General features: G+C 43.6%; 11 protein-coding genes. 7 read left to right on the plus strand and 4 right to left on the minus strand.

Annotated elements, in window-relative coordinates; translation table 11 throughout:
* Positions 1–4: 4 nt before the first annotated feature.
* Together AC1DQW_RS06990 and uxuA are read right to left on the minus strand one after the other, a co-directional pair.
* On the minus strand, positions 5–2185 hold the full coding sequence (locus AC1DQW_RS06990; protein WP_477453434.1) for an alpha-glucuronidase family glycosyl hydrolase: 2181 nt from the start codon (positions 2183–2185) through the stop codon (positions 5–7).
* 208 nt (positions 2186–2393) lie between these two features.
* Positions 2394–3590 carry a mannonate dehydratase gene (gene uxuA / locus AC1DQW_RS06995; protein WP_477453435.1) on the minus strand — a complete coding sequence of 399 codons (1197 nt, stop codon included), beginning with the start codon at positions 3588–3590 and terminating at the stop codon, positions 2394–2396.
* 150 nt (positions 3591–3740) lie between these two features.
* Between uxuA and AC1DQW_RS07000 the strand changes: the two genes are divergently transcribed.
* The 7 genes from AC1DQW_RS07000 to AC1DQW_RS07030 all read left to right on the plus strand — a co-directional run bounded on the left by AC1DQW_RS07000 (position 3741) and on the right by AC1DQW_RS07030 (position 17023).
* Positions 3741–4775 carry a LacI family DNA-binding transcriptional regulator gene (locus AC1DQW_RS07000; protein ID WP_477453436.1) on the plus strand — a complete coding sequence of 345 codons (1035 nt, stop codon included), beginning with the start codon at positions 3741–3743 and terminating at the stop codon, positions 4773–4775.
* 23 nt (positions 4776–4798) lie between these two features.
* Entirely contained in the window at positions 4799–5548 is a 750-nt protein-coding gene (locus AC1DQW_RS07005; protein WP_477453437.1) for an SDR family NAD(P)-dependent oxidoreductase, read from the plus strand.
* An 816-nt stretch (positions 5549–6364) separates the two neighbouring features.
* A complete protein-coding gene (locus AC1DQW_RS07010; protein ID WP_477453438.1) occupies positions 6365–9469 on the plus strand; it encodes a SusC/RagA family TonB-linked outer membrane protein in 3105 nt (1034 codons plus the stop codon).
* A gap of 18 nt (positions 9470–9487) precedes the next feature.
* Positions 9488–11302, plus strand: a complete 1815-nt coding sequence (locus AC1DQW_RS07015; protein ID WP_477453439.1) for a RagB/SusD family nutrient uptake outer membrane protein — start codon at positions 9488–9490, stop codon at positions 11300–11302.
* A gap of 76 nt (positions 11303–11378) precedes the next feature.
* On the plus strand, positions 11379–13004 hold the full coding sequence (locus AC1DQW_RS07020) for an endo-1,4-beta-xylanase (RefSeq protein ID WP_477453440.1): 1626 nt from the start codon (positions 11379–11381) through the stop codon (positions 13002–13004).
* A 128-nt stretch (positions 13005–13132) separates the two neighbouring features.
* The gene (locus AC1DQW_RS07025; protein WP_477453441.1) at positions 13133–14761 is read left to right on the plus strand and encodes a GH35 family beta-galactosidase; all 1629 of its coding nucleotides are present in this window, start codon (positions 13133–13135) and stop codon (positions 14759–14761) included.
* Positions 14762–15085: 324 nt separating this feature from the next.
* Positions 15086–17023 carry a sialate O-acetylesterase gene (locus AC1DQW_RS07030; RefSeq protein WP_477453442.1) on the plus strand — a complete coding sequence of 646 codons (1938 nt, stop codon included), beginning with the start codon at positions 15086–15088 and terminating at the stop codon, positions 17021–17023.
* A gap of 382 nt (positions 17024–17405) precedes the next feature.
* On the opposite strand, the gene AC1DQW_RS07035 is transcribed toward AC1DQW_RS07030, so the two are convergent.
* Together AC1DQW_RS07035 and AC1DQW_RS07040 are read right to left on the minus strand one after the other, a co-directional pair.
* Positions 17406–18170: a LytR/AlgR family response regulator transcription factor gene (locus AC1DQW_RS07035; RefSeq protein ID WP_477453443.1), complete on the minus strand. Its 765-nt coding sequence runs from the start codon at positions 18168–18170 to the stop codon at positions 17406–17408.
* A gap of 474 nt (positions 18171–18644) precedes the next feature.
* Positions 18645–20543 (minus strand): alpha-L-fucosidase, encoded by a 1899-nt coding sequence (locus AC1DQW_RS07040; protein ID WP_477453444.1) that lies wholly within the window; start codon positions 20541–20543, stop codon positions 18645–18647.

The following is a 20543-nucleotide window of genomic DNA, read 5'->3' on the forward strand; positions in this document are numbered from 1 at the left end:
ATGATTAATTGGTCATGTAATTATTCCCCCCTATTCCCGGCACAAAGTAAAATTTCATGTCTTTGTAATAAGAAAGCGGGTGTTCGGGCTTGGGATAGTTATTATCAATTGGCATTTTTGAAAAGGTCTGGAAATATAGCACACAAGCATCACGCCACCTGTTGGCTTCTGCAAGCTGAACATTCATAAGTTGTTTCACCGCTATATAGCGCTCATTATCTATCATTCCTGGAATACTGTCCCATATCAAACCCATTTGTTTCACCGAACCAGCACCCATGTAATAATGATTTACCAATTCATCCCACAGTGGTCTCCCCGATCGCATCTTATATGTCCATTTTAAGTGGTGAAACCATAAAATATATGCATCGGGACACGTTGCCAGATTTTCCCAATATGCTTTAACCTGCGGCGCATACTGTCCCAGTGCATCGCTGCCCGCGCTCGTACGGTCGAAGCCAATACCGGCAGAATCCGCCTTGTGATAGTATGTAGAATTCCAATCAGGCCGGCCGGCCTGGTCAACCCATGGCCCCGGCCCATAATGGGTTGAAAGTCCCATGATGTGATGCAGCCCAAGCGGTGTCATATAATTAACGGTATTCTCCCGCGACTGCAGCATTATTTTTTTAACAGGAGTTACAAAACCGGCATCATTGGTAAACGTCATCCGGATCCAGTCGCCTGCGATAATACCCGGCGATTGATCAGGGTTCCAGGCCAGCCTGCCAAAGGCATACCAGTTGGCTTGTGCAAAAGGATGCCCGCACCAGTTTAAGTCCGTACCGATATTGGCCACGCCCGCCATGCCTGTTATCAGCTTTTTGTTAAACCTGCCTGTTATCACATTTGATACCGTTGAGCCTTTGCCATGAGTATAAGTATCTGATTGCAGGCACTCGACAAACAAAGGTGCTTCATAAACTAAATGAGTTGAAAAGCCTAAGTATTCCTGCGTTAACTGGAACTCCATCATCAAAGGCGTATTGGGCATTGCGCCAAACAAAGGATGAAAAGGTTCCCGGGGCTGGAAATCAATAGGCCCGTTTTTTACCTGAATAATCACGTTGTCCTTAAACTTACCATCAAAAGGTTTAAACTCATTATAGGCCTGTTTCGAGCGGTCGTCGGGTACTTTATTATCATATACAAATGCGCGCCACATCACTATGCTCTTGTGCGGTGCCAATGCATCAGCCAGCATGTTGGCGCCATCGGCGTGGCTTCTGCCATAAGTTTGGGGACCAGGCTGCCCTTCGGAATTTGCCTTTACCAAAAAACCACCAAAATCCGGGATGTAGCTATAAATTTCATTCACCTTATCTATCCACCATCTTTTCACTTCCACATCAAGTGGATCTGCTGTTTTTAAGCCTCCAAGCTCAACCGGGCTGCTGAATTTTACGGATATATATATTTTAATGCCGTACCGCCTGAAAACATTAGCCAGTGCCTGCAGCTTAAGCAAATATTGAGGGGATAAAATCAAAGCATCGGCATTAACGTTATTTACCACGGAACCATTTATGCCTACAGATGCATTAGCCCGGGCATAATCAATATATCGCTGGTCGATAATCTGCGGCAGCTTGTGCCAGTTCCAGATGGATGAGCCGGCATAACCACGTTCAACAGTGCGGTTAAGATTATCCCAATGATCAAGTATGCGGTACATGATACGGGGATGCTCCGAAACATCCAGGCTGTTTATTGACTGCCGGGTTTGGATAAGCTTTAAAAAATTAAAAACACCATATATAACGCCGGCATCTGTATTTGCCACTATTAATGTGCATTCCTTTTTATTTACAGAAACGGTCTTCAGGAGGTATCCTTCATTTCCAATACTATCGGGAACAGCTATTGCCCATGATTTTAGTGAAAGAGGTGTACCAACCACGAGTGTTTGTCCATTGATTACAGCCTTACTATTTGTAGGCGCTAATGATAACATACTATTAAGGCCTGTTAATAGTTCCTCTTTTGCTGCCTTAAGCTGTGCTGAAGCAGCAGGAAATACGAGGTATTTTAATTGCCGGCTATAAAGCGCTGCCTTTTTTTGGTCGCTTATTTTATTATATTCAAGCCATAGTTTATATCCGTTATCAGCATGCGCATTATTTACCCATGCTGATAAAAGCAGCATCAGCAAACACGTATTTTTTAAAAAGTATTTGGCCATGGTGTTGTAAATTACGCTTTATGCCTGCGCCATGGCAGTTCAAAAAACGTTTAAAATGATTTAATTAAAGCTCATGAAAGAAACATTATAATCAATGCTCCAAAATACGGTTTATAAACAAATTATCTTTTATGCAATCGATTGCAAATATATGACCTTTTTTTATATTAGCAATTTAAAACCAATTGTTTATAGATATATAAGAGCACTATTTTTCTGCCATCGCTCTTTTAATACCCATTTCCAGTCCGCGAAGTTCGGCAAGCCCCTTTAGCCTTCCAATTACTGAGTAACCCGGATAGTTATTGTAGTTAAAATCATCAAGCAATTTATGCCCATGATCGGGCCTCATCGGAATTGCAACATCATCCCTACCCATATTTCCCCTGTTTATTTGCTCATTAATAATGGCTTTCATTACTTCATACATATCAACGCTGCCGTTCAAATGATCAGCCTCATAAAAGCTACCATCGTACTGGCGTGCTACATTACGCAGGTGCAGGAAATGAATATGACCGCCCAACTGTGAAATAATAAGCGGAATATCATTTTTAACCGAAGCACCCAATGAACCTGTACAAAGTGTTACACCGTTGGCAATTGAAGGGAAGCAATTTACAATATCGGTTAAATCCGGCAGTGATGAGGCTATACGTGGCAAACCCAATATCGGGAATGGCGGATCATCCGGGTGAATGCACATTTTTATACCCAGTTTTTCGGCAATCGGGATTATTGCCCGCAAAAAGTAGAAAAGGTTTTCTTTCAGCGCTATGGAGTCAATTCCACTATATTTATGCAGATGCTGCTTAAATTCATCAACTGTAAAAACCTCATCGGTGCCAGGCAAGCCAGCTAATATGGTATTGGTTAAAAGAGCTTTATCCTGCTCGCTTAAACTATCTAAATATATTTTAGCGGCATTCTGCTGTTCGATGGAAAATTCATCGTATGCATTTTCCCGCTGTAAAATATACAAGTCAAAGGCGGCCAGGGCGGTTGCGTTATAAAGCAAAGCCGAGGCGCCGTTACTCAACCTGTAATCGAGATGGGTTCGTGTCCAGTCTAACACCGGCATAAAGTTATAGCACACGATATAAACCCCTTCTGCGGCTAAATTTTCGAGGGTTTTAATGTAATTGTCTATGTAAAAATCCCGTTCGGGTGTACCTGTTTTTATACTTTCATGAATATTCACGCTCTCCACAACCAGCCATTTAAAACCAGCTTCATGGATAATAGCATGCCGCTGCCTTATGCTGTCGATACTCCATACATCGCCGCATGGAATATGATGAAGGGCCGTCACTATTCCTGAAGCGCCGGTTTGTTTAATGGCTGCCAATGTAACCGGATCATCAGGCCCAAACCACCTGAAAGTCTGCTCTAAATCATGTATCATATCTTAAATAAAATTGAGAAATAAAGTTATGCAATCGGTTGCCAAAAAATAGGTAAATCGGTAATTAATTTTTACTTTTAGCCGTTAATCGTTTTTATAGTGGTACATTATGGTAACGCCGTTGCTATTTAAGCGTATTAATTAAATTTTATGCCTGACAGTAAAAAAGAGCTCACAATATACGACATAGCCGAAAAACTTAAAGTTTCGGCAGCAACAGTTAGCAGGGCGCTTAAAGATCATCCACGGGTTAATAAAAATACCAAAAGGATGATTATCAAAGCAGCCGAAGAAATGGGTTATCGCTCCAATTCTTTCGCCAGTAATTTAAGGAAAAAGAACAGCAATATAATCGGGGTTATTGTACCAAGGCTAAACAGCAGCTTCATGGCCGATGTAATTGCCGGCATTGAAAAGGTAGTGAATGACAATAATTACAACCTCATTATCAGCCAATCGTTGGAGACAATGAAGAAAGAAGCTAACAATGCCGGGGCTATGCTCAATAACCGTGTAGACGGCCTATTGGTTTCTTTAGCTTATGATACTACAAATATTGAACACTTTGAGCCATTTATAAAACGCAATATCCCGGTTATCTTTTTCGACAGAATCTTCGAGCACGGTCACTACCCGCAGATCTATATTGATAACTTTAGGGCCGCCTATGAAATCACCAACCACCTCATTGAACAGGGCTGTAAAAGAATAGTGCATATTACCGGCAACCAGTTGCGCAATGTTTATTCGGAAAGACTGAGGGGCTACAAAGCTGCACTTGAAAAACATCATATTGAATTTGAGGATCAGCTACTGATAATTAACGACCTGACCGCCAGGGAATCGGTTGCCGCTGCCGAAGCAATACTGGAGATGAATCCCCTGCCCGATGGAATATTCGCCGTTAATGACGTTTGTGCCGTAAGTTGCATACAGGTACTTAAAAAGGCCGGAATAAAAATCCCGGAAGATATAGCTGTAGCTGGTTTTAATAATGACCCTTTATGTTGCGTAATTGAACCCAATTTAACAACTGTTAACTATAGGGGATACGAAATGGGCGAGGCTGCCGCTAACATGCTGATTAACCACCTGGTGAATAAACACGACCTACAACAAACCCATAGCCTTATTTTAAGGTCGGAACTGATCGTGCGCCAATCTTCCCTCAGGAAGAAATTATAATTAGCCCACATGAACTATATTAAATGATAACACCGAAAACAAAACTTGCCATAGTTACAGGCGGCGCTTCGGGCCTGGGGCTCGCAACCACTAAAAAATTCATTGAAAATAATATCCGCACCATTATTATTGGCCGCGATGAACAAAAGCTGGCCGATGCTGTGAAACAATTTGGCGGGCTTTGCAGCTATAAGCAATATGACCTGGGCGTAACCTCGGGTATCCCCCAATTAATTTCAGAAATTGAACAAGAATTTGGCACACCCGATATATTAGTAAATAACGCTGGCATCAACCTCAAAAAATCTTTTACTGATGTTAGTGACGAGGAATTTCAGCAAATAATACAAACTAACCTTATTTCGATATTTGCAATGAGCCGGGAGGTTGTTAAAGTGATGCTTGTTGCCGGGGGGGGGAGCATTGTGAACATCAGCTCAATGGCTGCTCAATATGGCATACCCTATGTGATAGCCTATACAGCTTCAAAAACAGCCATTGAAGGCATGACAAGGGCCATGGCTACCGAACTTTCACCGCAGGGCATTCGTATCAACTGCGTGGCTCCAGGGTTTATCGCAACAGATATGTCGGCAAAGGCATTGGATAACGACCCCGACAGGAAACAAAAGGTATTAGGCCGTACACCAATGGGCAAATTAGGAGATCCGGCCGATGTGGCTGATGCCGTTTATTACCTGGCCACCGATAGCGCAAAATATGTAACAGGTGTAGTGCTCCAGGTTGATGGCGGTAACTCCATCGGTTTTTAAGGTTACGGCTTTCCTCACTTCAGTGTTCGAAAGATTTTTTCCCGGGCGCTACTGTATGTATCCATTTTTATATATCCAAGCTGTTGTGCTGTTGCGTTCGCAACAGGTGAAACAGTAAAAAACAACATCTATCTAATAATCAATAAATTACAGATTGTCATAATTTATAAATCGCAACAACACCGCAACAGAGACGAAAAAGAGCGATTATCAAGAGGCAAACTTATGGGTTATTCATTACGGTTATTTCTGTCACATCGTTTTCTGTATTCGCACTGTTTTAACCTTATCAACTACTTAATGACTCCTTTCGGACCCTATTGCAATACCTTTTCATAGACCGACATCAAATGTTATACATTCTACCCAACAATCATGGCTCACCGATAAAATTATTGTCTGCTTTCCGCGCCGCCTCATCCCGATCGATAATTCATAAATAAGTTCATCCTAAATCTTTCGCTTAAGCACAGCTATTGCACGGGGCTGTTTCCATTAAATACAATGTATTATAAATGCTTAAATAGTAAGATCTGCAAATAGCATCCAAGCAGTTACACTCATAATTTCCAAATCAACACGACACAATTCGTGCAATCGATTGCTTTATTTAAAATAAACCTGCTAAAAATGCTCCTTATTATTGCAATAAATTCAAGCTATTATTTATTGTATTGAAATTTACAAACCAAATTAAGTCATAGTCTATCAATATAATAAAAATTCTAAGTTTGTGCAATCGATTGCAATAATTTGTAATATTTGTATTATACTTTTCAAAGTATTCATCCAATTATCCATTACAACCAAACGATTATGAAGAAAATCAAACTAAGGCATTTGCTTAAAGTGTTTATCGTCTCGGGATTGCTGATGTATCCGGCGATTTTATGGGCGCAAAACAACAAAATTACCGGCACGGTCAATGATGAGAAAGGCCAGCCATTGCCAGGAGCAACAATCAAGACCAAGGTTGGCACATCTGCAACTGTAACAGATGCCAACGGGTTGTTTTCTATTGGTGTACAAACCAATGAAACCGCTATATTGGTTTCTTTTATAGGGTACCCCACCCAGGAGATCAGTCTTAAACCCGGTGTGAGTAATTATACGGTTAGCCTTACTCCAGATGCAAAAAACCTCAATGAGGTGGTTGTTATTGGTTATGGCACGCAGCGACGAAAGGATGTTACAGGTTCGGTGGTTTCCGTTAGTGGTAATACGCTGAGGGAAGTTCCGGTGGCTAACATACAGCAAGCCTTGCAGGGCCGGGCAGCCGGCGTGGAGGTACAGGCTACAGGTACCAGGCCGGGTGCAAGCGCCCAGATCAGGATACGCGGTGAACGCTCTATCCAGGCCGGTAATGATCCGCTTTTTGTTTTGGACGGGATTCCTTACAGCGGCAACTTAAATGACATCAATCCTGATGATATTGCTTCCGTCGACATATTAAAAGACGCCTCTGCCACCGCTATTTACGGATCACGTGGTGCCAATGGCGTAATTTTAGTGACTACAAAAAGAGGCGCTACAGGCGATACCAAAGTAACTTTAAATAGCTATTACGGTATCAGCAGCGTAACATCTAAATACAAAGTATATGATGCTGATCAGTACCGGGCCCTGCGCGATCTTTCTATATACACGCAAGGGTATAGCGCTGATGAATTGCAAGGCGTGGCAACAGGCCGTAATACCGACTGGCAGGACCTGGTTTACAAGAATGGTTACATCACCGACCATAACCTCACTATCTCCGGTGGCGGCGAAAAAAGCCAGATCTCGGCAGGTGGTGGCCTGTTTAAACAAACTACCGTTTTACCCGGCCAGGACTTTACCAGGGGTACAATAAAAATCACCGCCGATTTTACTATCAGCAAAAATGTAAAAGCCGGGTTTAACAACCTGTCAAACTATAATATTACGCATGGCAGCCAATCACCTGCAAGCGTCTTCCCTTTATTAACGCTTAGCCCGTTATCTTCTCCCTATAATCCCGATGGTTCTATCAATATCAAACCCGCAGGTAATACAGATGATTACAACAATACTTACAGCCCGCTGTTGTTGCGTGCCAACCCAAAAGCATCTGTTGACAGGGTTAGGCGCTTCCATACTTTCAATAGCTTATATGGCGAGGTAAGGATTATCGATGGTTTAAAATACAGGTTAAATGCCGGCCTGGATTTTCAGCAGGAAGAAGGTGCGCAGTTCCAGGGAACCGATAGCTACTTCCGGCCGGGCACATACAATACCGCCAGCGTTAATAATAGTACACTTACCAAATACAGTTTGGATAACCTGCTTAGCTATGATAAAACATTTGCCCAAAAACACCGGATAAGCGTTACCGCGTTATTTGGTTTTGAGCAGGAGCAATCACATAATACTTCGGTACGGAAGGATTCTATCACTGCAGATTTTGTACAGTTCTACAACCTTGGACAGTCATCAGTTAGCCCGGCCCCTATTCTGGGCGGTGGTGAAGCAAAATCCTCGCTGGTAGCAATGATGCTTCGTGCCAATTATATATATGATGATAAATATATGATCACGCTTACCGGCCGCCGTGATGGTTCGTCAAGGTTAGGTGAAGGGAACAAATACAAATCATATCCCGCGGTATCTGCCGGGTGGGTAGTTAGCAATGAAAAATTCATGCAGCGTGTTCCGGTAATTTCAAATTTAAAACTGCGCGCCGGTTTTGGGATCACTGCCAACCAGGGTATTGCTGCATATAGCACATTAGGTGGTCTGTCGGCAGTAAATACAAGTCTGCCGGGTAGTCCGCAGGTTCGCTATAACTATGGCTCCACCATTGTTAACGGCTACTATGTTAGCCGCATTGTTGACCCTAACCTGGATTGGGAATATACCCGAACCACGAATGTTGGCCTTGATTTTGGTTTGTTTAATAACCGCATATCGGGCAGCGCGGAATACTATACCGCCAAAACCACTAAATTATTATATGGCGTTGCATTGCCCCCTACATCCGGCATAACCGACCCTTATTTAACCAACGTGGGTAATGTAACCAACAAGGGTATGGAGTTTAGCATCTCCAGTCAAAATATAATATCCAACGGTGGATTTTCCTGGGGGACCGACCTGAACTTTTATTTTAATCGTAACAAACTCGTAGCCTTAAACGGAAGTGTAACGCAGGTAATAAGCAGCCAGTTATTTGTGGGCCAGCCATTAAGTGCTATTTATGATTACAAAAAATTGGGTATCTGGCAATTAAGTGAAGCCGCAGAGGCTGCCAAATATGGTTTTGTACCAGGCCAGATAAAACTGGAGGATCATAACGGCGATGGTAAACTAACCGTAGACGATAAATATGTAATAGGCAGCGCGCAAGCCAAAATACAAGGTGGATTAACAAACCGGTTCACTTATAAAGATTTTGATTTTTCATTTGTATTATATGGCCGGCTTGGCGGCACCCTCATTAGCCAGGTATACCAGCCATTGGCGGGCTACACCACTATAAATGACGGTCGCCGCAACCAGGTAGCTGTTGATTACTGGACCCCTAATAATCCAACGAATTTCTACCCGTCACCAAATGTTTCCGGCGGACAGATTTCATCGGCATTAACCAGCGATGCGGGTAGCACCCTGGGTTATTTTGATGCCAGCTTTTTAAAAGTAAGGACCATAACTTTTGGCTATAACCTGCATAAAGAATGGGCTAAAAAGATAGGTATGCGAAACCTGCGTGTATATGTATCATCGCAAAATCCATTTATACTGTTCTCGCCTTACGTACGTGCAGGCGGTATAGATCCCGAAGCTACAGGTACAGGTAATCAGGGTGTTCAGGACCCCGGTAACATATCAAGCCGGGCATTAACTATTGGGGTAGCTACACCTTCAACTAAGTCATTTATTGCAGGTATCAATATCACATTATAAACATCAATTTTTTAAATTATGAAACCAAGATATATTATACAGATTACGCTGCTGCTTTTGGTCGCAACAGCGGGAAGCAGCTGTAAAAAGTCCCTGGAAGAACATCCTTATACAGCTTTCACAACCGATTATTATAAAACTGCCGATGGCCTTCAGTCTGCTGTAAACGCGGTTTATGCCAATATGCGCTATGACTTTGGTCCTATTGGTGCAATGGCATTAGGCAACGTAGGCACGGATGAATTTACCTATGGCGACCAGGTAGCCGGTTCGGGCCAGTTCCTGGAGCTTGGCAGCTACCAGATACCATCAACCAACGGGGCGATATTAACTCCGTGGAATAGAAATTTCAACGGTATTAATCTTTGTAATGCTATACTAAAATTTGCCCCCGGTGTTAATATGAGCGATGCTTCAAGAAATGTTATTATGGCCGAAGCGCATTATTTAAGAGCCCACCTATACTTGATGCTTGTGGAAAATTTTGGGGCTGTACCCGTAGATTTAGGTTCAGGGGATTTGCAGTTTACTGATGTGCCTTATTATGGCTTTAACCGCCTGCCATTTAATGATATCCTGGTTAAAGATTACAAAGCCATGGTTGATGACCTGACCTTTGCCACACAAAATTTGCCGGTAACCCGCCCCGCCGGGGCCTTTAAACTGTCGCAGGCCGCAGCGTTGCATTTATTAGCCAAGGTATACCTGTTTAGGGGCTACTCGGCAGTTAAGCAGTCATCAGACTTTAACATGGCTTATGCCACGGCAATGGAACTCATCAACAATAAATCAAAATATGGCGCTGATCTGCTGCAGGACTATGGCCAGGTACACAAACAAGGTAATGATTATAATAAGGAGATCCTGTACTCTGTTGAGCGTTTGCCGCTAAACAACTCGGCCAATGAGGACCTTTCGCCAAGCACCGACTTTGCCAACAAGGTAAACATTGCCAACAATATGTTTAACTGCTTATATCAAAACGTGGCATCTGTTGGAGGCGTAACCTTAATTGACGACCGCCCCTTACAATACGGACGTCCTTTGCGGCAACTTGCGCCAACTCTTTACGTTAACAATGTGGCATTTGCAGATAAGTTTAATGATAGCCGTTATGATAATACCTTCCGCGTAATGTGGCGTGTGGCAACCATTCGCACAGGTGCCGATTTGCAGGCTTTTATAGCAAAACTGGCAACTGTGGGCTTTAAATTAGGCGATACTGCCATATACCTGCCACCAACCGATGCCCGGGCCGCCCAGTTAACTGCAGCCGGTAAAAAATACCTGGTTGAAGGCCCAACCAAATGGTGGAACAATCAAACCAAACCAAGTTTTCAGTTTCCCAACCTGAAAAAATATGATGATAGCGTACGCGCCAACTTCCAGGATGTTTCTGGTCGACCGTTCATCGTATCAAAATTATCTGAAACTTATTTAACTGCTGCTGAGGCTGCTATGCAGGACGGGCATCCCGCCGATGCAGTTACCCTGATTAATGCTTTACGTACCCGTGCCGCTTATCGCCCGGGATTGACTGCTACCGACCTTGCCGCGAGAGTGGCTGCTAACCAGGTTACCCTGTCGCAAATCAATCTTGATTTTATATTGGATGAACGTACCCGCGAACTTTGCGGCGAATGTATCCGCTGGCCCGACCTGGCTATGAGGAATAAACTGGTTGATCGTATTCAACGCTACAATCCCGATGGGGCGGCTAAAGTTGCGGCATTCAATAACCTTCGACCTATCCCACAGAGCCAGATCAACAGCGTAGTTGACCCGGCCGGCGACCCGAACAGGAATAAATATCAAAACCCGGGTTATTATTAGTCAATCGTTTAAAAGGCACAAAACATGAAAAACATGTCATTTATATTGAGTTTTATGTTATTTAAATACACAAAAAATGAAAATTAAATCATTTATATTGAGTTTAATGTTACTTGCTGCTATTAGTACATTATCCTGTAAAAAGGAATTTTATAACGGAGCAAACAGTACACTATCAAACCGCTATACCGATACGGTCGGTCCGCTAAAATCGATATCGGCTACTACTATTGGTATGGCCATTGATTATGATTTTATTGCCAATACTTATGGCGACCGTGGCATAGTTACCCGCGAGGCCAGCACCGTAACCTTTGGTTATACCATGAAGCATGGCGCCATTGTTAAAAATGACGGCACATTGGATTTTACCCGGGCCGATGCTTTAGTTGATAATGTTAATGCCGCCGGTTTACAGGTTTACGGGCATACGCTGGCCTGGCATCAAAACCAAAACGGCACGTATCTGCGCTCGCTGATACCTGGCTCTGCCGGTAATACCGTACCCAATTTATTATCGAACGGCGATTTTGAATCAGGGAGCGGCAGCAACTTTACCAACTGGAGCGCCTACAACGGCGGCACCTCGTTTGGTGAAACCAAGGTAGCTGCCGAGATACATGGCGGCGCACGCGCCTTAAAGGTAGTTAACGCTACCGATAACCCCGGCGCACAATACAAAGTACAGTTAGCCAGCGATTTGATGAACATTACCGTTGGCACTACCTACAATGTTTCCATGTACGTACGGTCGGCCAGTGCAGGCGGTTCGTTTCGGTTATCAACTCAGCCTACAGCGCAATACCAGGGCGATCAAACTACTAATACTACCTGGAGCCAGGTTACCTGGTCGTTCGTTGCCAAAGATGCGCAAACACGCCTGCTGATTGATATCGGTTTAAAGGCCAATACCTATTTTATTGACGACATCACCGTTACCGATGCCAGCTTATCCACACCACTGCCTGCTGCAACCGTTGCTGCCAAAATAGACGCGGCTCTGCAAACATTTACAAGTGGTATGGTAAATCACTTTAAAACCAAGGTACACGCCTGGGATGTAGTGAACGAACCTGTTAAAGACGACGGCAATTTAAGGGCAGGTCCGTATGTTGCTGGGACCGATGCTTCAGATACGTTTTACTGGGGCCAGTATTTAGGTCGCGGTTATATTGCCAAAGCCTTTACCTACGCCAGCCAGGCCGACCCAACAGCCCTGTTGTTTATCAATGATTATAATCTTGAATCCGGATCGGCTAAGGTGGATAGTTTGGTTAAGCTTGTGGGAGAGTTAAAAGCGGCAGGTGTGCCTATCCATGGCATTGGCACACAAATGCACAGCAGCACAAGTACCTCCTATAACGATATTGATAATATGTTTAAAAAGCTGGCCGCTACCGGGTTGAAAATACGCGTTTCGGAGCTGGATGTTAAACTCAACCCAAGCAACAGGGTAATTGATCCGGCTTCCTCGCCTACGCTGTATGCTCTTCAAGCCAGTATGTATAAGTATATTGTACAATCTTACATTAAAAATGTACCCGCAGCCCAGCGTTACGGAATAACTATTTGGGGGCAAATGGATAAAAACAGCTGGATAGTAACCCAGCAAAAGTTAAATGATGCACCTTTGTTATTTGATAACAACGGCAAAAAGAAACCGGCTTACGGCGCCATGGTAGCAGCATTAAAGGCACAATAATATTACATGTAATTTTAATTACCGGGAATAGTGCAACACCTTTTTATGATTCATCGTTTGAATGGCTGCATAGCAACGGCAGCCATTCTTTCTACATAAGCAGGCTTTTAAATTTTTAGTACTATACTATGAAAAACATACTCGCTTTATTTTTTCTATTCGGGTTATATGCAACTCATGCCAATACACAGCAGGCAGCCGGAAATACGATGCCCCGGATTGTTAAATCGGGCAATAATTTTCAATTCATTGTTGATGGTCAACCCTTTTTAGTGCTGGGAGGCGAGCTCGGCAATTCCAGCGCATCCAGCAGCGAATACATGAAACCGGTTTGGCCTAAGCTGAAAGCCATGCAACTCAATACGGTGATAGCGCCTGTTTATTGGGAACTATTGGAGCCAACAGAAGGAAAATTCAATTTTTCGCTGGTGGATGATCTGATCAAAAATGCGCGCCTGAATAACCTGAAACTGGTATTATTATGGTTCGGAACCTGGAAAAACAGCATGTCGTGCTATGTGCCTGCATGGGTAAAAACCAATCCTGCCAGGTTTCCGCGTATTGTGGATCGTTCGGGCAATCCGCAGGAAATATTGAGTCCGCTGAGTAAAAACAACCTTGAAGCCGATAAACGGGCATATGTGCGGCTGATGCAGCACTTAAAAGAGATTGATGGTAAAGATCACACGGTGATTATGATACAGGTAGAAAACGAAATTGGTATGCTGCCCGATGCCCGTAACTTTGATACGGAAGCCAATAAGGCCTTTGAAAGCGCTGTGCCGGATAAGCTTCTCTCCTACCTTAAAAATAACCAGGCTACATTACTGCCCGAACTAAAAACGATATGGGAGGCCAACGGCAGCCAAACATCAGGAAACTGGACAAAAGTATTTGGCCAAAGCCTGGCTGCAGACGAAATTTTTATGGCCTGGCAGTTTGCAGATTTTGTGAACGAAATTGCCATAGCCGGAAAAAAGGTATACAACCTGCCTTTGTACCTGAATGCCGCCTTGAACAGACCGGGAGTGAAACCGGGAGATTATCCAAGTGCAGGCCCATTGCCGCATGTTATGGATATTTGGAAAGCGGGCGCACCGGAGATAGACCTATTGGCGCCTGATTTTTATAATCCCGATTTTAAACTCTGGTGCGATTTATATACCAGGATCCCAAACCCATTGTTTATTCCCGAGATAAAATTTGAACCGGGTGTGGATGCCAAGGCATTTTTCGCCTTTGGCAATTACAATTGCCTTAGCTTTTCCCCGTTTTCCATCGAATCAACAGAAAACCCCGAAAAAGAACCGATCGCAAAAACATATGGGATCTTAAAACAGCTTACGCCGCTGATTACAAAATACCAGCCTTTAGCAGCGGTTAAAGGTTGTCTTATTGACAAAGGTGATGCAGTGCAGCAGCTCACTTTGGGAAACTATATTTTAAAGGTAACACATGATTACAAATTGGGCTGGTCGCCAGAATCAAAGAATGATACCTGGCCGCAAACGGGCGTAATTATTATTGCTGTAGCTCCGGATGAATACTATATAGCGGGCACCGGTGTTGTTATGACATTTGAGGCTGTTGAGAAAGGAAAAAAGGCAGGCTTGCTAAGTGTTGACGAAGGCTTTTTTAAAAATGGCCAATGGATTAATCAGCGCCGCATGAATGGCGACCAGGATCACCAGGGCAGGCATGTACGTATACCGGTAAATGAATATGGCATACAACATGTTAAACTGTACTCCTATTAAATAATGAATTAGCTGGCTGTATAAATAAGTTTTGGATTTATGATATTATGGAACTCTACAACAACCATGTCATTGATACCCTAATACCACAACCGCCTCGTGATCGTCATTGCGAGGAGGTACGACGAAGCAATCCCCAAAATACAGATCGGATTTGCACAGTTACTCTGTAAGTTGGGGATTGCTTCGTACCTCGCAATGACGGGTAAGAGGTTTATGTGTAAAATATGCATTGATATCAATAACTTACAATCATGTCATTATCAGGCACCTCGCAATGACGCTCTATTTATCTATTTTTAAACAGCCACTTACAAGAGAAAAATGAAATTTACCTATCGAATCTATATCATTGGAAGCTTATTGATAACCTTTGCTACATCCGCATACGCAAACGTTAAACTCCCTGTATTGATTAGTGACAACATGGTGCTGCAGCGGGAGGTAAAAGTTAATGTATGGGGTTGGGCTGCCCCCGGAGAACGGGTACACGTTAGCTTTGCCGGAAAGAAATATCATACAAATACCAGCGCGGAAGGCAAATGGCTAATTGTGATGGATGCTATGCCGGCCGGTGGTCCGTTTACAATGAACATAAGCGGCGCAAATTCAATTACGGTTAAAAACATATTAATAGGTGATGTATGGTTTTGCTCCGGGCAATCCAATATGGTAATACCTATGGAACGTGTAAAGGAAAAATATCCTGATGAAATTGCAGGAGCGAATTTTCCGCAAATCAGGAATTTCTTTATCCCCACATTGGCTGATGTTACCCGGCAACATGCCGACCTGCCGCCGGGTAAGTGGATGGCGGCAAGTCCTGCCAATGTATTGGGTTTTGGTGCGGTCAGCTATTTTTTTGCACAACAGCTGTATCGTAAATATCACGTACCTATCGGCATTATTAACGCGAGCGTGGGCGGTACGCCTATAGAAGCCTGGATAAGCGAATCGGGCTTAAAGCAATTCCCCGAATGCCAACAGGCCATCAACAACTTTAAGGATACGGCCTATACCAATAAACACTTTAGTAATCCCCTGGTTACAACTGCTACACAACAACCAACGCCCGACAAGGGACTGAGCGGCCCGAAAACATGGTACGATATTTCTTACGAACCTAAATTCTGGCATAAATTCTGGCTGCCGGGTTACTGGGCCGACCAGGGCATTAAAAACCTGAATGGTACGGTATGGTTCCGGAAGGAAATTGATTTGCCGGCAACGATGGCGGGCCAGGCGGGCAAGATTTTTATGGGCCGGATTGTAGACGCTGATCAAACCTATATTAATGGTGTTTTGGTTGGTAAAACTACTTACCAATACCCGCCACGCAGGTATGAAATCCCTGCCGGCTTACTTAAACCGGGTAAAAACATCATCGTAGTTAAAGTGGTAAATACCGCTGGTAAAGGAGGATTTGTTCCCGACAAACCTTACTACATTACTGCAAACGGGCAAAATATCGATTTTAGAGGCGACTGGCTATATTGCGTAGGCCAGGTAGATGTACCAGCGGATAACAATGCTAATGTTGGCGCTATGCAAAATTCGCCAACAGGCCTGTATAATACAATGGTGGCGCCAGCTACTGCTTATACCCTGAAAGGTATGGTTTGGTACCAGGGAGAAGCTAATACGAATAAGCCCAAAGAATATCAACAGCTATTGCCCGCACTCATTGCCGACTGGCGCAACAAATGGGGACAAGGTAATTTGCCATTTTTATATGTACAACTCCCCAATTTTATGGAAGTAAATTATTTGCCTTCGGAAAGTAACTGGGCAGAGCTAAGATCGAGCCAATTGAAGGCTCTGCAAATGCCAAATACAGCAATGGTGGTAACCATTGATGCCGGCGAATGGAACGATATCCACCCTTTGAATAAGAAGGTGATTGGCGAACGCCTGGCATTGGCGGCGCAACATTTTGCTTATCGAGGTCACAAAACGGAATACTCCGGCCCAATTTACAAGTCGGTAAAAATAGACGGCAGTAAAATGATATTAACCTTCAGCCATATAGGTAGCGGCCTGGAACTGAGAGACGGAGAAGGGTTGCCATATTTTGCAATAGCAGGCGCAGATAAAAAATATGTTTGGGCCAAAGTAAGTATTAAAGGCGATGAAGTGATTGTTTGGAATGATACCGTTGCGCATCCGGCATACGTTCGTTATGCCTGGGCTGACAATCCCGAAGGGGCCAATTTATATAATAAGGACGGACTGCCTGCTTCGCCTTTTGAAACGGGCGATTAAACGGGAAAATCGCTTGTAAGCAGGAGGCACCTATGGAGCCAGGCTTTGGGGTTTTCCGGTAAACACGCGACTCCTACGGAGTCAATGATTCACCAACCATTTCCAACTCCAGCGGTGTTATGTGTTTTAAAAGACGCAAGGAGATCCAGCCTGCACCGTTAGGTGCTACCTATTTGTAGAAAAGACATACCCATTAACCTTTGCCTCGTAGAGGCTACCCTCCAACAGCAACGTATACCTTGCTATTTGGGGTTGCACCTATGGAGCAAACTTGTCATTTGTTCAAAATTACTACAAATAGGTTGCACCTAACGGCGCATACTTACTTCTGCACACACGTAGTTGAGGCGGAGGGGCACACGGATAAAATGCAATCAGCACATCAGGCTTTTGTTAACCAGTTGAGGAATTGAGGTGCCTTACCTTTACTGACGATCACTTTTTCGCCAAAGGGTACATTAAGATTGAGGGACAGTTTTCGGGAGAAAAAGCTTGACACATCGGTAATTGCTTTACGGCAAACCAGGAACTGGCGGTTAGCCCTGAAAAAGTAGCTCCCGCTTAATTTTTCCAGCTCGTCCAGGTTTTTATTGGGGTAAAAGGTTTTGCCCGAAAAGGTGAGCAAATGTGTGATCTCGTTAGCCAGGTAAAACATGGCTATATCTTCCAGCTTAACCGGGATGATCTTATCCTGGTGATAAACCAGTACCGAAGAAGCCGTTTGTGGTTCGCGGTTGGCCAGCATTTGCATCAATGCATCGTATTGTGGTGTCTGGTCTGCCGAAAATATTTTTTTTAGCTGCCTGTATTTTTGAAGCGCATGATCAAGGGTCTGGATTGTAAAAGGCTTCAATATGTAGTCTATTCCGTTAGCTTTAAATGCGTCTAAGGCATATTCGTCATAAGCGGTACAAAAGATTACAGGAACGGAAACAGGTTCGGCTACAAATATTTCAAAACTCAACCCGTCGCCCAGCTGGATATCACTGAAAATAAGGTCGGGAGCTTCCGCTTTTTTGAAGTAAGCAATAGCTTCCTTCACTGATCTCAGCTGAACAATATCCACTGGTTCATCTACCAATTGCCTGATATTCACCTCAAGTTCATCTGCAACTACCCCTTCATCCTCAATGATTACTATATTCATTTTTTAACAATTTTATGCTTACTGCAAATGAGCTTTGATCTTCTTCCTTGATAATATCGTCATCCCCCCGATCAGAAACGGTACATAACTACAAATGTAAGTAATTGAGGGAATGTGCTTAGAGATAGTACACCGAAGCGGGCAAAAACCATGCTGAATAATTATAATTGGTGATTGAAGGGGTGAGCAGCAGCCAAACAACAACCATGTCATTGCGAGCGCAGCGCGGCAATCGCGAACTTTGCAGGTCCACTCTGTATAGTATGCGATTGCTTCGTTCCTACTCATGACATGTTTGCAAAAAAAAGCCTTTTGTCATGCTGAACGTAGTGAAGCATCTATTATTCGCTATGCCTCTTCGCCCTGTACAGTCTGCGAATAGATCCTTCACTGCGTTCAGGATGACAAACTTTTTAAAACATCATTTCCCTTTTTGGAAATGTATTTCATCAGAAATATAAAAACATACATAAATCAATTTAAACCGCTTTTTACGGGTATTAATTGAATTTCGAGGATTTTCATTAACGCGCTTTTTGTTATCTCTACCGGGGTAATTTGCAGGGTATGTACACCGGGCGTCAGGCTTACCTCGCCGAGGTCGATAGTTTTAATTTCTTCTTTTACAGATGATAATACCTCCCCTTTTTTAACCAGGTTGCCTATTGTAATTTGATAGCTCCCTGCATCAGTGCTATCTGCCAAATATTTTAATACAATTTTATAAGCAGCGGGTTGTATGAGCCTGAAATCCCATTTAATTAACTGGTCTTTTTTACTCCATCCTTCCACATAATATTTGCCGGTTTTGCCATCGCCAAAACCAAAACCCTTGCCTATCAATTTGGCATCAAATGCCAGCAGTCGGTTTATAACACCGCTGCCGGATAGTAACCGTATGGAATCTGTTTGAATAGCGCCTTTTGTTTCCAGAACAATAACGGTATTTGCCTGATCGGGTGCCTGCGACGGGACGCTTATACGTACATCCAACGAATCGATACGTTTAAATGATAATTCTTTCTTTGATGGATCTGCTAATAAATACGCCTTGCTAATGTCACTTTTTATCCCTCCTACTATAATACTTTTGTTTATAGGCCAATTGAACACATGCAGGTATAAAAGATTGCCCTTGCGGGTAGATACACCCCAACTTTGAAACGGTAAAGGTGTTTTGGTGGTTCTATAAATACTTTCCGAATTTTTATCCATCCATTTAGCCAGTCCGTTTAAAATATTTACATCCTCCGGGGCAAACTCACCATCGCCCATGGGGCCAATATTCATTAGTAAATTACCACCCCGCGAAGCCGATTTAGCCAGCAACTGTATAAAAAAGCCCAGGGGTTTATGGCTCTTATCATATTTAGAATAACCGTATGATTCATTGGTGGTAGGGATAGCCTCCCAATCGCCATCAACCGGAAAAAACTCGGCAGGACGATCGGACGTATTTTTGTAATCGCCCATATTCAGGTTAGTACTACGGGCCAGCCTACCGTTCACCACAACATTGGGATCTGTTTCGCGGATTGCCTGCAGGATACGGATATTTTCGGATAGCGGGAGTTTCTGCGGTGTATCAAACCATAAAATATCCGGGTGATACAGGTTCAGCAATTCCTTAATCTGTGGTATAGCTTTTTCATCCACATACCTTACTGCTTTAGGCAACAATTCGGGATGAAGATCGTACCAGTCACGTCCGCCATATAGGTTCAGGTCGCCGCCAGGATTTTTATAGTCCCAATCGTTACCTGGTGCATCCGGGTGTTCCCAGTCAAAGGCATGTGAATAATAAAAGCCGAATTTTATCCCGTATTTTTTACATGCTGCCGAAAGGTCGGCAATGGGATCATGCTTCCAGGCGGTTTGTTTCACCACATTAAAATCAGATACTTTAGAGTTATATATGGCAAAACCATCATGATGCTTGGCGGTGATGATCAAATAACGCATGCCGGCTTGCCTGGCTGCTTTTACCCATTTATCCGCGTCGAATTTTACCGGGTTAAACTGGTGGGCCAGTTCCAGGTATTCGGCACGGGGTATTTTCTCTTTACGCATCAGGTGTTCGGCATAACCATCCACCCTTTTACCCTTCCATTCGCCGCCCGGAAGTGAATAGATCCCCCAGTGAATAAACATGCCGAAACGTGCATCGCGCCACCAGGCTACACGTGCATCATGTGTTTTCATGCTGGCTGTCCACCAGCCGCTTAGAGCATCGTCAATAGCTTTTTTGTCGCGGCTCTTCGCCTGGTTTGCCATTGTTTTATCCTCATCACCTTTGTCCTGGCCAAAAGCCAAGCCGGTACTTAATAATGCTGTAAGCAAACATCCGGTTATAGTTAAATTTCTTCTCATCAT

It is taken from the genome of Mucilaginibacter sp. P5_A4, assembly GCF_056400605.1.

Excerpts from the sequence above, each read along its gene's own strand:
- AC1DQW_RS07040 (WP_477453444.1), bottom strand. The coding sequence starts at position 20,543 with ATGATGAGAAGAAATTTAACTATAACCGGATGTTTGCTTACAGCATTA.
- uxuA (WP_477453435.1), bottom strand. The coding sequence starts at position 3,590 with ATGATACATGATTTAGAGCAGACTTTCAGGTGGTTTGGGCCTGATGAT.
- AC1DQW_RS06990 (WP_477453434.1), bottom strand. The coding sequence starts at position 2,185 with ATGGCCAAATACTTTTTAAAAAATACGTGTTTGCTGATGCTGCTTTTA.
- AC1DQW_RS07000 (WP_477453436.1), top strand. The coding sequence starts at position 3,741 with ATGCCTGACAGTAAAAAAGAGCTCACAATATACGACATAGCCGAAAAA.
- AC1DQW_RS07020 (WP_477453440.1), top strand. The coding sequence starts at position 11,379 with ATGAAAATTAAATCATTTATATTGAGTTTAATGTTACTTGCTGCTATT.
- AC1DQW_RS07035 (WP_477453443.1), bottom strand. The coding sequence starts at position 18,170 with ATGAATATAGTAATCATTGAGGATGAAGGGGTAGTTGCAGATGAACTT.
- AC1DQW_RS07005 (WP_477453437.1), top strand. The coding sequence starts at position 4,799 with ATGATAACACCGAAAACAAAACTTGCCATAGTTACAGGCGGCGCTTCG.
- AC1DQW_RS07030 (WP_477453442.1), top strand. The coding sequence starts at position 15,086 with ATGAAATTTACCTATCGAATCTATATCATTGGAAGCTTATTGATAACC.
- AC1DQW_RS07010 (WP_477453438.1), top strand. The coding sequence starts at position 6,365 with ATGAAGAAAATCAAACTAAGGCATTTGCTTAAAGTGTTTATCGTCTCG.
- AC1DQW_RS07015 (WP_477453439.1), top strand. The coding sequence starts at position 9,488 with ATGAAACCAAGATATATTATACAGATTACGCTGCTGCTTTTGGTCGCA.
- AC1DQW_RS07025 (WP_477453441.1), top strand. The coding sequence starts at position 13,133 with ATGAAAAACATACTCGCTTTATTTTTTCTATTCGGGTTATATGCAACT.